Below are 16,036 nucleotides of genomic sequence, written 5' to 3'. Positions count from 1 at the left end.
CACCTCAATTAGAATTTAGAGCGTGGCGCGGGCTTAAATGCTGCTGGAGATTTTTTGAAGTTTGCAATTGCACCTTCAATTTGACGCATTTGAGCTTGAGCAGCTTTTTCACCTTCCAAAATTGCTTCATTACTGGATTTCAAGTCTAGTGTACCTAAATGACCAACTTTAGGTTTAATTACCACATTTGCTTGCTTGAGTTCTTCATTAATACTTTGTTGGCCCATGATATTAATCGTCTGATCAAGTAATCCCCACATATTGGCTGGGCGGTTACCTGCCGGACGCGCGGAAATATCAACTGCAATCACAATATCTGCACCCATATCACGAGCTGTTTTTACAGGAATTGGGCTAACTAGGCCGCCATCTACGTATTTTTGATTGCCGATTGTGGCAGGGACGAACACATTAGGAATACTGCAAGATGCACGTACGGCTTGGCCTGCATTACCTTTAATAAAGTCTGCCTTTTGACCATTATCAAGACGAGTTGCCACAGCCGCAAAGCGGATTGGAAACTTCTCAATTGGTTTATTGCCAACATTACGGTTAACGTAGTCTTGTAACTTTTGTCCGAGAATAATGCCTTGACGATTAAGGGTTAAATCACGGATATCAGACTCTTGTAATTTCAGAGCCAGACTTTGCAATTGATAAGGTGTTTGCCCACTCGCGTAGATACTTCCAACAAAGCTACCAGCGCTGGTACCCGTTACAATTTTAGGTTTAATTCCATGAGACTCTAAAACCTTGATCACACCAATATGTGAAAATCCTTTTGCTCCACCGCCACCTAAAGCAAGCGCAATGACAGGTTCACGGGCTTTAATTGAGGTAGTCGGCGTTGGTGTTTTGCTAAATTTATCACAGCCAAATAGTGCTAGAGAGATAAATCCAATACTGGCAAATTGAGCAATTTTCATCTTTAAAAATAATCTATGTCGAGATAAATTAAGAAGGGCCATAAGACCAGATTCGCTCAATTTTTGCTAGGTTTTTTTCACTAGATTTTGTAAAGGTTCGGCCAGCCAATTACGATTCTTGGGTGAAATTTTTCCTTCATAGCGGTCAAAAATCTTTTGTAGATCTTCATCATAGTTTCCACTTGGGTCTAAGTGACCTAAGCAGTGAATCGTTTTATGGTCATAATCAAAAGAAAACATCACAATTGGAATATTGGCTTTTGCGGCAATATGGTAAAAACCACTTTTCATTTTTTTTGCTTTTTTACGTGTGCCTTCAGGTGCCATCCCAATCCAGATCTTGTCATATTTTTGAATCGTGGTGACGACTTGTTCAGTTAGTCCATTGGCTGTGTCACGTTTAACTGGAATAACACCAGCCCAATCTAACGCCCGTTTAAAAGGTGGTTTAAAAAGAGCATCTTTACCCAAAACCGTAATCTGGATACCTAATCCGAAAATAGCAAGAAAACCATACCACCCATCAATGTTAGACGTATGAGGTGAAATAATCGCAACTGCTTTTGGATAATTAGGAATTTCGCCTTCAATTGTCCAACCTTGCGCTAAAAAAAGTTTTTTAAATAGTGCTCGGCTTAACGCAGTGCCGCGTTGAGGTACCAAATGAGGTAAATTAGGGAAATGTTGATCCATATTTTTTTAAATTTTAACTTGTCCTTGTTTAATCTTAATCTTTTGAAATATATGCTTCATTGGCAAAATGTAAGAACAACATGACATTTGATGTTATTCCTCATTAAAGAAATAAAAAGTAGGTATCTATGTTTCGGCAGCAAAATCTTTATCTTCTGCTATTTTCCTTATATTGGGCACAAGGGCTACCAGTGGGTTTTATGACCCATGCTTTACCTGTTATTTTAAGGGCACAAGGTGTATCACTCGCTCATATTGGTGGTTTTGGTTTACTCATGCTGCCTTGGTCAATCAAGATTTTTTGGGCGCCGTGGGTTGATCGACATGCGCTTTCACGTTTAGGGCACTACCGCAGCTGGATTTTACCTACTCAGTTTTTGACTGTGGTCGTACTTTGCATTTTGTCTTTTTTCCCCATTCAAGCTTTAGATCAGCCTATTTATTTATTTGCCTTTTTTATTTCGCTTCTTTTAATGAACTTAACAGGAGCAACACAAGATATTGCTACCGATGCTTTGGCGGTTAATTTGTTACAGCATGACCAGCAACATTGGGGAAATACATTTCAGGTGATTGGTTCCCGACTAGGTTTTATTGTCGGGGGAGGCGCCGTACTTTGGTGTTTAGACTGGTTGACATGGCAACCCACTTTTTTGCTATTAGCGGCTTTGGTATTTTTAAACACTTTACCTATTTTATTATTTAAAGAGCCTAAACACACTTCTCATTCAAATAATGAACATCAACTTAACCAACAAAACTTAGTCATAAAGATTAAGGCCTACTTGAGTTATTTCTCTCAAAATAAAGAGCTTCGTTCTTGGTTAGTTGTACTTATTACTTTTAAAGTAGCAGATGGTTTAGCTGGACCATTACTTAAACCTTTAATGGTTGATATGGGACTAAGTTTTACTCAAATTGGCGTTTATATCACGATGCTCGGTGCAGTAGCAGCACTGGCAGGGGCTGCAATTGCAGGTTGGATGCTTAAATACTTTTCTAGACCTACGGCCTTAATTGTGTTTTCAGTATTTAAAATCATGAGTTTAGCGGCTTATACCTATTTAGCTTATGCCTACGAGCAGAAAATTCAACTCAATGTTTGGGGAGTTTATGCCGTAAATGCTTTAGAGGATGCATTCTCTGCAATGTTGTTGGTGGTTATGTTGACCTTAGTCATGCATTACAGTCGAAAGGAATATGCGGGTACAGATTTTACCTTTCAGGTTTCGGTCATGGCGACTGTAAGTGGTCTTCTTTATAGTTTCAGTGGTGTGCTTGGCGATGCACTTGGTTATTTCCATTATTTGATAGCTATTGTCATTATTGGCATTGTTACTTTGCTCCCTATTTACCTGTGGAAACATGCAAAACTACAAGAAAAATAATGTTAACTAAATGAAATAAAGAAACTTAATATTGCTTAAGCGGTGATCTAAGCTTTATCTAATACCTTTGTCTATGTTTTTAAAAATGTATGTTTTTAGCTATTTAAATGCTCTATTAATTATGCCATCTTGTTTGGGTAGCAAATGGAAGCTAACTGGAGTAAAAATGGATTTCGTTAACAAGAAAAATCATGTGAATCAATCAAAATGGGTAGAAAAATGTTCAAGTAGATTGGATATTAGCCTAAAGTCTAAAAAAGAATAATGAAATAACGATTTAATCATTCTATAAGATAAGAGAGTTGTGTAGGATTCGTTACAACATGAAGTTAAGGTAAAAATCTGTAAGTCAAAGTATATTTTTTATGTCTTTGGTTATTGGTTTTGGTCTTGCATAACGTTGAAATTGGTTTTGGTTGCGGTAATAAAATTAATGTAACCAAAGTGGAGGAGAGTTGATTTTTTAGCCCCCTAATTTAATGGCGTAAATCAACTTGGCATGGATAGGCAACATAAAATATATTTTTGGAGTTTTTGATGGATCTATTCCTTAATCGTAAATCTTTCGTTGTTAAAAGTTTAGCGCTTACAGTTACAGCTTTAATGATGAGTGGGGCACATGCTGCAACTTCCGACAAAGCGGAAATTCAACAGCTTCGTAAAGAAGTTGAAGCTTTAAAAGCTTTAATTCAACAACAAAGCCAAGTGCAGCAACAACAGCAGCAAGTACAGCAACAACAGCAAGTTCAACTCGCTGAAGTTAAGGCACAACCTGTTGCTGCACCAGTTTCACCTTTAGCATCATTAAAATCTAAAGCTGGCGCTGATGTGAACCTATATGGTTTTGTTCGTGGCGACGCTAACTATATTATTGAAGGTGCAGATGGTGACTTCGCTGATGCAAGTAAGTCAACTGGCGAAGCAAAAGATAAATTGCGTGCAACAGCTAAAACGACACGTCTTGGTTTAGATTTTACTGCTCCAGTAAGTAATGCCAAAGTTGGTGGTAAAATTGAATTAGACTTTGCAAGTAGTGACAATAGCAAATCTGAAAACGTACGTATTCGTCATGCTTACTTGACTTATAACAACTGGTTGTTTGGTCAAACAACGTCTAACTTCTTGGCGAGCCATGCACCAGAAATGATCGATTTCTCGACGAATATTGGTGGTGGTACGACACGTATTCCACAAGTACGTTATAACTATAAATTAGCTCCTGCAACTCAGTTATTTGTTTCAGCAGAAGAAGGTAATAGCTCGGCAACAGGTGACTCAGTTAAATACAGATTACCTGTATTAACAGCTAAAATCACTCAAGGCTACGCTGCAGGTAATGGTAATGCTTCTGCTCGAGCTTTTGTTGAAAACTATAAATCAGGTAAAGGTGATGACCAAACTGGATGGGGTGTTGCTGCAGGTACCGACTTTAAAGTATCAGATCCTTTAAAACTCTTTGCTGATGCTTCTTATGTTGTAGGTAACAGCAACTACTTATATGGTAGTAATTCTGCTTATACTTTAGTTAATGATAATATTGAACAAAATGAATTTGTAGCAGTACAAGTAGGTGGAACTTATAAGATTTTACCTAACTTACGCGCTACTTTAGCGTATGGTGCTCAATTCGCTGATGACGGTACTGATTATGCAAAAGCATATACAGCTGGGAATGAAAAAGTTCAACAAGCATGGCTTAACGTAATTTACACACCAGTTAAACCAATTGACTTAGGTATTGAATATGTCAATGGTAAACGTGAAACCTTTGCTGGTGATGACTACAAAGATAACCGTGTTGGTTTAATGGCTAAATATAGTTTCTAAGAACAATATTTAGTTAAAAATTAAAAAAGAAGGGGTTAAATCTAACCTCTTCTTTTTTTTATAAAAAAAATTAAAATAAGTGTTTTTTAAAAGTATCTGTCTTAGATCATTTTTTATTTAAGTCATTTTTAAGTTTCAATTTCTACAGTAAAGCATCATAAAAAGATTGTAGTTCCCCAAGATGCTGAATTTTTTTTCTATATTAAAAAATAAACAGATTTCACTGTTTATGTTTAATTTCATTATAGCCATTTGGTTAGGTGCAATTCTAAATATTGGTTTTTATAACAAAGTACATCTTTTAACTCCATATTTTGGAGTAAAGGCTATTCTATTTTTAGCTGCTACAGTGGTTATTGTTGTTGCTGCTTATTATGCGCTCTTACAAATTTTAAATTGGAAATGGACTGCCAAATTTTTTGCAATTTTGCTGGTCTTCATTGGTGGTTTTAGCTCTTATTTTGTTAATACATTAGGTGTAATCATCTCGCCTGATCAGATTCAAAATATGATCCAAACAGATGTATCTGAAGTTTCTGATTTAGTTTCATTACGCTTTGGACTTTGGACAGTTTTCTTTGTAGTTTTACCTATTATTTTAATTACACAAGTAAAGCTTAAAAAAGAAAAAGTCTCTCATTTATTATTGAAAAAAGTCGGCTCAATTGTCGCTTCTTTTGCAATTGTCGGTATTTTGCTATTTACTTATTATGTCGATTTTGCTGCTATTTTTCGTGAACATCGTGATTTAAAAGGCATGATTTCTCCTCAAAATAGTATTTCTTCTTTAATGTCTTATTATCATAAGAAGGCACCTAAGAAGAACTTACCATTAATACATTATGGTGAAGATGCTCATCAAGTTCAGGCAGTACAAAAGAGCCTGCCTAAATTAATGGTGCTGGTTGTCGGAGAGACAGCTCGTGCGGAAAGTTTTTCACTCAATGGTTATGCCAAAAATACGAATCCAGAGCTTTCTAAACAAGATATTTTGAATTTTTCTCAAGTTAGCTCATGTGGTACAGCAACTGCTGTTTCAGTTCCATGCATGTTCTCTGGCATGCCACGTGTTGACTATGATGAGCAATTAGCAAGTCATCGTGAAGGTCTATTGGACATTGCAAAGCGTGCGGGTTACCAAGTGACTTGGATTGATAATAATTCTGGTTGTAAAGGTGCTTGTGATCGTGTTGAGCAATATCAAATATCAGAAAAGTTAAAGCAAAAATGGTGTAAAGATGGCGAATGCTATGATGATATTTTAATTGATAGCTTAAATGAGTATTTAGCCACTATTCCTAAAGAAGACACGCGTCCACGTTTAATTGTTTTACATCAAGTCGGAAGTCATGGCCCTGCTTATTACAAGCGTGCACCTGCGGCATATCAACCCTTCAAACCGACTTGTGATACTAATGCGATACAGGGCTGCTCTCGAACAGAGTTATTAAATAGTTATGATGACACGATTGTGTATACAGATCATGTGTTAAGTCAGATGATTAATAAACTAAAAGAATTATCGAAATATCAAACAGGTTTATGGTATTTATCTGATCATGGTGAATCAACTGGTGAACATGGTTTATATTTACATGGTTCACCGTATGCAATCGCACCGAGTCAACAAACACATGTACCAATGATTATGTGGTTTTCTGATACCTGGAAACAACACAACGTTGCACAAGTGAGTTGTTTAGGCCAACAAACTAAAGAAAAGGTAAGTCAGGATAATTTATTTCCAAGCTTATTAAGTTTGTTAGATGTAAAAACTCAGGTCATCAACCCTCAACTGGATATGCTGCACTCTTGTGCCCATGTGAATTAAAGCGAGCCTAGAACATGACAAAAATCTTGATGATTGAAGATGATTTTATGATTGCAGAGTCAACAATAACGTTGCTGCAATATCATCAATTTGAGGTGGAGTGGGTCAATAATGGCTTGGATGGTCTGGCTCAGTTGGCTAAAAATAAATTCGATTTAATTCTTTTGGACTTAGGGCTGCCTATGATGGATGGCATGCAGGTCTTAAAGCAAATTCGCCAGAGAGCTGCAACTCCAGTTTTAATCATTTCGGCACGAGACCAGTTACAAAACCGCGTGGATGGATTAAACCACGGTGCAGATGATTACTTAATCAAACCATACGAATTTGATGAGTTACTTGCTCGTATACATGCGCTATTGCGTCGTAGTGGGGTGGAAGCTCAGCTTGCGAATCATGAGCAACTATTACAAAGTGGTGATCTGGTTTTAAACGTTGAACAACATATTGCAACCTTTAAAGGGCAACGGATCGATTTGTCGAATCGTGAATGGGCGATTCTTATTCCTTTAATGAGCCACCCAAATAAAATCTTTTCTAAAGCAAATCTTGAAGATAAGTTATATGATTTCGATAGTGATGTGACCAGTAATACAATTGAAGTATATGTGCATCACTTGAGAGCTAAACTCGGGAAAGACTTTATTCGAACTATTCGAGGGTTGGGTTACCGTTTAGGGCAATCGTAACTTAAATTTTGGAACTTCATAATAGTGCATTACTCATTAAAGAAACGACTGATTTGGGGCACCTCAATTTTCAGTGTCATCTTAGGTTGTATATTAATTTTTAGTGCCTATAAGGTTGCACTTCAAGAAGTTGATGAAATTTTAGATACTCAAATGCGTTATTTAGCAGAACGAACAGCTGAATATCCATTGAAAACAGTAAGTAGTAAGTTCGATTTTCACAAAACTTATCATGAAGAAGATCTATTTGTAGACATTTGGGCTTATAAAGATCAGGCCCATTTATCTCATCATTTACATCTGTTAGTTCCACCTGTCGCACAAGCTGGTTTTTATTCGCATAAAACTAGCCAAGGCGTAGTGAGAACTTACGTTTTGCCTTTAAAAGATTATCAGATTCAGGTAAGTCAACAAGAGCGAGTTCGTGAAGCTTTTGCTTGGGAGCTTGCTGGAAGTATGTTCATTCCCTATCTAATTATTTTGCCATTTGCGATTTTTGCTTTAGCCGCGATTATTCGCCGAGGTCTAAAGCCCATAGATGACTTTAAAAATGAACTGACTCATCGCGATTCGGAAGAATTAACGCCAATTGAAGCTTTAGACTATCCTCAAGAATTATTGCCGACTATTGATGAAATGAACCGTCTGTTTGAACGTATATCTAAGGCTCAAATGGAACAAAAACAGTTTATTGCAGATGCTGCTCATGAATTACGAACTCCTGTTACAGCCTTAAATTTACAAACTAAAATTCTAATCAGTCAACTTCCTGAGCATGAGTCTTTGCAAAATCTGAGTAAAGGATTAGCACGTATTCAGCATTTGGTCACACAGCTTTTGGCTTTGGCTAAGCAAGATGTTTCTTTAAGTGTGATTGAACCGACCAAAACTTTTCAACTCAATGATGTCGCTTTAAATTGTGTTGAACAGCTGGTTAATTTAGCTATGCAAAAAGATATTGACCTAGGATTTGTTCGTAACGAACCGATTGAAATGCATAGTGTGGAGCCAACAGTACATTCAATTATTTTCAACCTAATTGATAACGCAATCAAATACACGCCTCATGAAGGAATGATAAATATTTCAGTTTTTACTGCTACAGATGGCGATGCATGTATACAAATTGAAGATAGCGGTGCAGGTATTGACCCTGAACATTATGATAAAGTTTTAAAACGTTTTTATCGTGTACACCACCACCTTGAAGTGGGTAGTGGCTTAGGTTTATCAATTGTTGACCGAGCGACTCAGCGTTTAGGTGGAACTTTGACGCTAGATCGAAGCTTAGAGCTTGGTGGGCTTTCTGTTCTGGTTAAACTGCCTAAAACTCTACATAGTCATGAAACAAGAGCTTGATTTATACAAGTTCTTGTTTGATTCGTTTTTCAAATTCAAAGCGGTGAATACAAATCCTGTAAAATAAGATATTTACTGCCCAAACTACCCAGCCTGTCCATAAATTGTGGCTCAGGAAATGCGCGCCACGCATCATTTGCCCCCAGCCCATTAGAAAGCCTAAGATGATGCCAGCGATAAGATAAAAATAAGCACGTTTAGGTTGCTCAAGACGATAAACAAAATAGCCTGTCATTAAAATAAAGCCTGCGCTTGCATGACCACCTGGAAAGCAATGACCATGTGTAGAAGTAAAGTCCCACACATAACTTAAAGCAGTCGGATGAACCATATTCCAAGGGCAGGCGTGAGCAGATTGTGATTTTAATAAGCCAACTATACCGCTACCAATCATGCTCACAAAAAACATATAGCCATATTGCCAGCGGTAAAGCTTCAATTTTTCTACTTTGAATGATGCAATCCACAGACCTAAAAAGATCACATAAACGGTGGTGATGATTTGTTTTACGATTTCATGGTTAACCCTGACAAGGTACCAATTGTCCCGATTAAAAAAATGACCTGTTGAATCCATCCAAGGGTGGATGAAATACATATCAATTTTCCCACCCACCGGAAATATAAATAAAAGTATAAAAAAACTAAGGGCTAGAAAAATAAGCTGAAGTTGAAAAAATTGTTTTTGTTGGTTCATTGCGATGCAAAATCAATTTGAGTGTGAGTTGAAGGCATTACATAAAATAAAACTTAAATTGTTCTTAAACTAAACAAATTTTAATGTTTAAATAAAGTTGATTTTAAAAATAATATTGATGATTCATAGGTATATATTATTTACTTATAGAAATTATGTGGGGGTTTTTTTAGTCATTTTGGCTTGTGAGAACTTTTGAAATAATGATAAGCAGAATATTAACTCTGCTTATCAATCACTGAATTAGAACATACCTTCTTCGGAGTTTGCAGAAATTTTATGAATGGATAAATCTGCACCTCTAAACTCATCTTCTTGAGATAAGCGAATGCCAATGGTTGCTTTGAGTAAGCCGTAGACAATAAAGCCGCCAGCGAGCGCAATGGCAATTGCAAGTGTTGTACCAATGAGCTGTGAGGCAAAAGATACACCACCTAAACCACCAAGCCATTGTTGACCAAATAGACCTACTGCAATACCACCAAATGCACCACACACACCATGTAATGGCCATACCCCCAATACATCATCAACTTTGAGTTTGTTTTGTGTGTAGGTAAATAGGTACACAAACATCGCACCGGCTGCACCACCAATAACAAGCGCGCTGATTGGATGAACAATGTCAGACCCTGCACAGATTGCGACTAGGCCTGCAAGTGGACCGTTATGTAAGAAACCAGGGTCATTTTTACCAATCGCATTTGCTGTAATCGTTCCCCCAACCATTGCCATGAGTGAGTTAATGGCAACTAGACCAGAAATAGCATCTACACGCTGAGCACTCATCACGTTAAAGCCAAACCAGCCTACAATTAAAATCCATGAACCAAGCGCCAAAAATGGAATAGAAGATGGTGGGTGAGCACTTACGCGACCATCTTTCTTATAACGACCAGAACGTGCTCCCAATAAAATGACAGCAGCAAGCGCAATCCAGCCACCCATAGCGTGGACAACAACTGAACCAGCAAAGTCATGAAAAGCTGCACCAAAGGTAGTTTCTAACCACTTTTGCAGACCATAGTTACCATTCCAGACCATGCCTTCGAAAAAAGGATAAACCAGCGCAACTAAAGCGAGTGTTGCAATGGCTTGAGAACGCATTTTTGCACGTTCGGCAATACCACCTGAAATAATGGCAGGAATTGCCGCAGCAAAAGTGAGTAAAAAGAAGCAACGCATGAGGTTGTAGCCATGATCGCTTGATAAAACCGTACCATCATGGAAGAAATGCTGGCCATAAGAAATGTAGTAGCCAACAAAGAAATATGCGATTGCGGAGAGGGCAAAGTCAGTCAGAATTTTACTCAGTGCGTTCACCTGATTTTTATGGCGAACCGTACCAAGTTCCAAGAATGCAAAACCTGCGTGCATGGCAAGAACCAAAACAGCACCAAGTAATAAGAAAAATAGATCTACATTTTGCATAGCATGCTCGAAAAAAGTGCTAAATTCCATTTTGGAACAAATCTGGATCTGTGAATTGCACCAAAATAGATTTAAGGAATCTAAAAACCTAAGTTTGTCGAAACAAACTCAATTGCATGAAAATGAATATGCAATAAGCGCACCAATTTAGATTGGGTAATGAGGTTTTGACGACAAATGGTGCGTTGAATTGCTCGAGATAAGGGCGATACTCATGCTTTTATGTTAAAAATCATCTAATACGCTTATAAATTGACCTAAAAAAGTTCGTTATTAAAATTTAAAAGAGTTGTTTGTATTTGAACTAATGATCCGACCAAACTTCCTGAGCAACTTCAATAAATGCTTTCACAGCTGGACTCATATGCTTTTTATTTTTCACTGCGAGTCCAATAGAACGTTTAAGGTTCGGTTTAAAGGGGCGTTTAACTACATTTGGATAGAGTGAGAGTAACTCTTTAGTAATTACCATATCAGACACAATGGAGACCCCTAGCTGGTTGTGGACCATGCTGACGATACTCAGAATTTGTGAAACATAAAATTTGATATCTGGTTTAACGTTAAAGTTTTTTAGAATTAATTCGACCTGATGTCTACTACCTGCCATTGTCATGATAAAAGGGCAGTTTTCTAGTTGTGCTGGATCAATATAGAGTTGTTGCGCCAGTGGGTAACCATTTGGAATTAGGGCAACAAAACGGTCTTCGATTAAAGGGAATGTATCGAACCGCTCATCTGGCATAATCAAAAAACCGACCTCTATACGCCGTTCCAATAACCATTGAGCCACTTCTTTATCCTCACCTTCATCGATATAAATTTCGATTTTAGGATAGCGCTGCCGAAAGCTTTCTAAAATTTCAGGCAATAGATAAATGGATGATGAAGCCCCAAAAGATCCGATATGTAATGTGCCTTCATTTAACCCATGGATCGCAGCCACTTCTTTTTCTAATGTATTAGAAATACTCAATAGCTCTTTTACATGAGTGAGTAACTGCTGACCTGTTGTAGTCAGCTCAATATCACTTTGAGTTCTTGAAATGAGGTTAATACCCCATTGTTGTTCTAATGACTTAAGCGCATGAGAAACTGCCGACTGTGAAATTCCCAGCTTTTCTGCTGTAGCAGTAAAGCTTTTTAGTTCAGCAATAAGTGCGAAAATTTCAAGCTGGGTAAATGTCATGTTGTACTTATTATGAGTAAAAACTCATTTTATCATGAGTTTTCATTATCTTTAATATATGAGTAAGCCAAAGGAATTGCCAAAAATAGCAAGTCCTTCAATCAAACTCGAGTAAAGAAATGAATAGCATTGTTTTATCTCTTTTTCCTTTAGTTGCATTAATTGCATCGGGATACTTATTTAAAAAATATCGTTTTTTTAGCGATGAATTTTGGGCTGGGGCAGAGAAGCTCAATTACTATATTTTATTTCCAGCTTTACTTTTTAGTACGTTGTCGACCGCGAAAATTGACTTACAAAGTTTGAGTACAGCCATTATTGCTATGTTGATTGTGGTTTTGGCAGTCACCATTTTCTTGTACCTACTTCGCGTGTTTTGGCATATATCGCCTGCACGTTTTGGTGTGCACGTACAAAGTATGGTGCGCTTTAATACTTATATTGGTCTGGCGTTAGTGACTTCGCTTTTTAAAAGTGAAGGAATGGCAATTCTGGCAATTTTATTGGCGCTTTGCATTCCACTTGTGAACGTTATTTCGGTGCTTGCCCTAACCTCTAAAGAACACATGGCGCTTAAGCCTGTTTTGATTGCACTTCTTAAAAACCCTTTAATTGCATCGTGTGTGGTGGGAGCGGCAGTCAATGCACTTCACATCCCGATTTGGGAAGGCTTTTCTAGCTTTATTAAGCTTTTTTCAGCATCGAGTTTGCCACTAGGTTTGTTATGTGTGGGCGCAGCTTTACAGTTTATGCAAATTAAAAAAGATATTGTCGTGTTGGCGGCAGACACTTTTGCACGACTTTTGGCAGTGCCTGCTTTAGCCTATGTGGTCTGCATGTGGTTTGGTTTACCAAGCTTACAAACACAGATTTTAGTGATTTTCTTTGCGCTACCCACAGCTTCTGCATCATACATTTTAACCAAAGTTTTAGGTGGCGACAGCCAACTCATGGCAGCCGTGATTAGCTTTCAAACCTTATGTGCTGCCGTGACTTTACCAGTAGTGATTTGGTGGATCTCTTAAGATATAAACATTTAGGTATACACGTTCTATTTTCTAAAAATTAATAGGCTAATTCTGACTTAAGAAATGCTTTACTACCTTCCTCATCTGATTATTGCTACACTTTTTTCTTTTTCAGGTGGATGAGTATGTCCTTTGATCTCAAAGTGAGCTTACAGCAAAGGTCTGAGCCGTCTGCACAGCAGAAAAAACTTAATCGCCTGATTGATAAAATAGAGCAGCAAAAAGTTAGCCTTAGCACATGGCAAAATGCACAAGCTGAGATTCAACAGCATATTCGGCAAAAATTGATGCCTGTGTATAGCGATTTACATGAAGTGCTATTTCAGCAGTTGGATCAACTTTGGAATATGTTACATAGCCATGAGTTTTCCAAAGCGGATATGCAACAACTAGACGAAAAAATTGCCCAGCTTGCACAAATGTTGAAGCGCTCCAAACAGCTATCTGAAGAACAGTTGGAGTTAGTGAAGCAGATTGATACCTTTTATCAGCAACATGCTCAAAAGTTAGAAAAGAAAAATAAAAGGGCTCAGCCAATAAAATCCGAATACGGTGAAAATACTGATCAATGTTCTGAATTTGATGAAGACTTTGAACAGTATGCTGCCGAGCAGCAACACGCGCGTGAACAAGCCAAACAGCAAAGACAACAACAGAAGCGTGAACAAGCTGAGCAAATGGCAGCGCAGTCACTTAAAACGGTTTATTTAAAAATTGCCGCGATGATTCACCCAGACCGTGAGCAAGATGAAACAAAGAAACAGGAAAAAACTGAGTTGTTTCAACAGGCAAGTCAGGCCTATGAAAAGCAGGATTTGTTTTATTTACTCAAACTCCAGTTACAGCTTGAACAGAATAAAGGAGTAGGAGCTAAAGAATTATCTACCGAGCAATTAAGGTTTTATAAACTGGCTTTGGATGCACAAAGCCAGCAGCTTGAAAGCCAAATAGCTGAGATTTTAGACTCTTTTCAATTAGCGGAGAATGTGAAAGCGGAGCATGTACATATTAGTGATGTTTATAAAGCTGTCGATGCTGATTGTGCTGAGTTAAAGCAGCAGGTGAAGTGGGAAAAAGAACGCTTAAAGCACATGAAAAAAGCGAGTGGGGTGGAGATGTTGTTGGGGCATGGGGTTTTATAGTCTAATAATCCCTCTTCTGGAGAAGAGGGATTATCTAATAAATGAATCTATGTGGAAGACAATTTGAGAAATTCGTTTGTAGTTTCAATATGATGTTTAATAGAAATTTTCTTACTGATTCCTAGTCCCGGATAGTGTTTTTTATTTCTATAGTTACGAAAATCATTAATAGCTGAAGTTTTATAAAATGAAACTTTCTCAAAATCAACATCTTGAAGGAACTTGTTGACCGCATCTAGAAATTTTTTTCCTACATTATCAGTAGAGTTGTCATCATATGATAAATAATGTTTTACATATTTTGTATGATTTCTATTCAAATCAGTATATGTGCTATGAATTGCAACCACAAAGGCTGGGCCTCCACCATTTGAATATTTTTTCGGTGTTATAGTAAAGTCACCGTAACCTATCACATTTTTTTTATTTTTAAATTGCACATTTAGATCTGTAAGTAAGCTTTCTGATGGGTAATCAGCATTTCTCTTTATCTTTGGGAAAAAATCACCATATAAAACGATGTTTTCAAGCTTATCAATTATTGACTCTCCCGTGTGTTGGGGAAGGAATAAAATTTTGGCTTGACTTAGTAAGTGTTCATCAATTGCATAGTATTCATCAAATAATAGAGTGAAGTCGTTAAATTTTTTTAGAAAAAAATCTGCATTTGGATTATTCATATTAATGCAAGGTAAATAGTCAATATTAATCTTGCTCGCTTCAAGGAGAGTGTAAAAGAGATCAGAGTTGTTTTTATACTCCCCAATATTTGGATTCATTATAATAATAGGGCGAATATTCTTCTCGTTTAATTTTTTTACACTTAAAAGAAGGTCTTTAGTATTTTTTTTAACTGGTTCTATTATAGGTAAAAAATAGTCGAAACTATTTATTAGAGCTAATTCTTTTAAAGCAGATAATTCATGTTGTTTCCCACGGAGTATTGGAAAGTACATTTATTGTTTCCCCATTTTTTAATTGTATGATATCAGCGAGACTTCTTAGATCAGACTTTTGAAAGTTATAACTAATGACTGCATTAGTAAGTGATGTTGGAAACTTACTGATTGTTTTATCATCATTCTTTCTCTTTTTTTTCAAAATTTCAATAAAAAATTTATTCAATTTTTTTTCGTTGGGGAAATTTTTAATAATAGAAAGACAATGGTCATATATTTCAGTATTTGGAACGTCTACATTTTTCTTTGTGATTTGATTAGCTAACAACTTAAACTCAGGTTGTCTTAATGATTGCATTATTAAATTTTTATCAATTACAAAGTTTTTAATGTGTGATCTTCTAATTTTCTTTAGATTTAATTTGTTGTTAAACTCAATAATACCTATATATTCTGGTAAATAGTTTAATAGCTTTTTTGTGAATTTAGGCGCACATACTACATATATTTCATTGAAAAGTTTTTCATACTCTTTTAATTGTAAGTCTAACCTTTGTAAGCTATCAAATTCAGTCTTAATTTCATAGCAAGTTGATTTTCCATTTAATATTACACAATCTGCTTTTCTTTGGCCTACACGAAATTCTGTTAGAACCGTAGCATTTTCAAAACTATATTTTTCTAAAAATAATTTCTGAATAATCATATTCTTATATATATATTCATTTGCATAATTCTGACTTAATAATTTAAACGATTCATTGAAAATATCTGCTATTGAAAACTCTTTATTAGTACTAAAAAAATCAATATGAATTTGATTAATAAACTCTAAGTTGCCTCGAGAAAGTTGTTGTAAATGAGCACTTGTAAATAGTTGTGCTAATTTTTTGTAGTCAGTATTCATATTTTATCCAGATAATTTATATGTCTAAGA

General features: G+C 36.5%; 15 protein-coding genes. 8 read left to right on the top strand and 7 right to left on the bottom strand.

Annotated elements, in window-relative coordinates; genetic code table 11:
• Positions 1–8: 8 nt before the first annotated feature.
• Both HL290_RS13785 and HL290_RS13780 read right to left on the bottom strand, forming a co-directional pair.
• Complete coding sequence (locus HL290_RS13785) at positions 9–926, bottom strand: patatin-like phospholipase family protein (RefSeq protein WP_017392534.1); 918 nt, start codon at positions 924–926, stop codon at positions 9–11.
• A 66-nt stretch (positions 927–992) separates the two neighbouring features.
• Positions 993–1,619: a lysophospholipid acyltransferase family protein gene (locus HL290_RS13780; RefSeq protein WP_042897723.1), complete on the bottom strand. Its 627-nt coding sequence runs from the start codon at positions 1,617–1,619 to the stop codon at positions 993–995.
• A gap of 128 nt (positions 1,620–1,747) precedes the next feature.
• On the opposite strand from HL290_RS13780, the gene HL290_RS13775 reads away from it, so the two are divergent.
• The 6 genes from HL290_RS13775 (at position 1,748) to HL290_RS13750 (ending at position 8,713) form a co-directional block, all read left to right on the top strand.
• Positions 1,748–3,007: an MFS transporter gene (locus tag HL290_RS13775; RefSeq protein WP_198496767.1), complete on the top strand. Its 1,260-nt coding sequence runs from the start codon at positions 1,748–1,750 to the stop codon at positions 3,005–3,007.
• A gap of 73 nt (positions 3,008–3,080) precedes the next feature.
• Positions 3,081–3,272 (top strand): hypothetical protein, encoded by a 192-nt coding sequence (locus tag HL290_RS13770; protein ID WP_132071766.1) that lies wholly within the window; start codon positions 3,081–3,083, stop codon positions 3,270–3,272.
• Positions 3,273–3,544: 272 nt separating this feature from the next.
• On the top strand, positions 3,545–4,834 hold the full coding sequence (locus tag HL290_RS13765; protein ID WP_198496766.1) for a DcaP family trimeric outer membrane transporter: 1,290 nt from the start codon (positions 3,545–3,547) through the stop codon (positions 4,832–4,834).
• Positions 4,835–5,015: 181 nt separating this feature from the next.
• The gene (locus HL290_RS13760) at positions 5,016–6,665 is read left to right on the top strand and encodes a phosphoethanolamine transferase (protein ID WP_198496765.1); all 1,650 of its coding nucleotides are present in this window, start codon (positions 5,016–5,018) and stop codon (positions 6,663–6,665) included.
• A gap of 14 nt (positions 6,666–6,679) precedes the next feature.
• On the top strand, positions 6,680–7,354 hold the full coding sequence (locus HL290_RS13755) for a DNA-binding response regulator PmrA (protein WP_002116411.1): 675 nt from the start codon (positions 6,680–6,682) through the stop codon (positions 7,352–7,354).
• Between the two features lie 24 nt (positions 7,355–7,378).
• The gene (locus tag HL290_RS13750) at positions 7,379–8,713 is read left to right on the top strand and encodes an ATP-binding protein (protein ID WP_198496764.1); all 1,335 of its coding nucleotides are present in this window, start codon (positions 7,379–7,381) and stop codon (positions 8,711–8,713) included.
• A gap of 1 nt (position 8,714) precedes the next feature.
• On the opposite strand, the gene HL290_RS13745 is transcribed toward HL290_RS13750, so the two are convergent.
• The 3 genes from HL290_RS13745 to HL290_RS13735 all read right to left on the bottom strand — a co-directional run bounded on the left by HL290_RS13745 (position 8,715) and on the right by HL290_RS13735 (position 12,030).
• A complete protein-coding gene (locus HL290_RS13745) occupies positions 8,715–9,410 on the bottom strand; it encodes a phosphatase PAP2 family protein (RefSeq protein WP_198496763.1) in 696 nt (231 codons plus the stop codon).
• 243 nt (positions 9,411–9,653) lie between these two features.
• Entirely contained in the window at positions 9,654–10,841 is a 1,188-nt protein-coding gene (locus tag HL290_RS13740) for an ammonium transporter (protein WP_198496762.1), read from the bottom strand.
• 304 nt (positions 10,842–11,145) lie between these two features.
• Positions 11,146–12,030, bottom strand: a complete 885-nt coding sequence (locus tag HL290_RS13735; protein WP_017389760.1) for a LysR family transcriptional regulator — start codon at positions 12,028–12,030, stop codon at positions 11,146–11,148.
• 119 nt (positions 12,031–12,149) lie between these two features.
• Between HL290_RS13735 and HL290_RS13730 the strand changes: the two genes are divergently transcribed.
• Together HL290_RS13730 and HL290_RS13725 are read left to right on the top strand one after the other, a co-directional pair.
• Positions 12,150–13,055: an AEC family transporter gene (locus HL290_RS13730; RefSeq protein ID WP_198496761.1), complete on the top strand. Its 906-nt coding sequence runs from the start codon at positions 12,150–12,152 to the stop codon at positions 13,053–13,055.
• Positions 13,056–13,183: 128 nt separating this feature from the next.
• A complete protein-coding gene (locus HL290_RS13725) occupies positions 13,184–14,200 on the top strand; it encodes a molecular chaperone DnaJ (RefSeq protein ID WP_198496760.1) in 1,017 nt (338 codons plus the stop codon).
• 47 nt (positions 14,201–14,247) lie between these two features.
• On the opposite strand, the gene HL290_RS13720 is transcribed toward HL290_RS13725, so the two are convergent.
• On the bottom strand, positions 14,248–15,156 hold the full coding sequence (locus HL290_RS13720; RefSeq protein WP_198496759.1) for a sce7725 family protein: 909 nt from the start codon (positions 15,154–15,156) through the stop codon (positions 14,248–14,250).
• On the bottom strand, positions 15,122–16,006 hold the full coding sequence (locus HL290_RS13715; protein WP_198496758.1) for a sce7726 family protein: 885 nt from the start codon (positions 16,004–16,006) through the stop codon (positions 15,122–15,124). The genes HL290_RS13720 and HL290_RS13715 overlap by 35 nt, the downstream gene beginning before the upstream one ends.
• Positions 16,007–16,036: the final 30 nt, after the last annotated feature.

The organism is Acinetobacter sp. AC1-2, assembly GCF_016124155.1.
GTDB lineage: Bacteria > Pseudomonadota > Gammaproteobacteria > Pseudomonadales > Moraxellaceae > Acinetobacter > Acinetobacter calcoaceticus.
The sequence above is the reverse complement of the archived record's forward strand: the minus strand, read 5'-3'. Positions and strand labels throughout refer to the sequence as shown.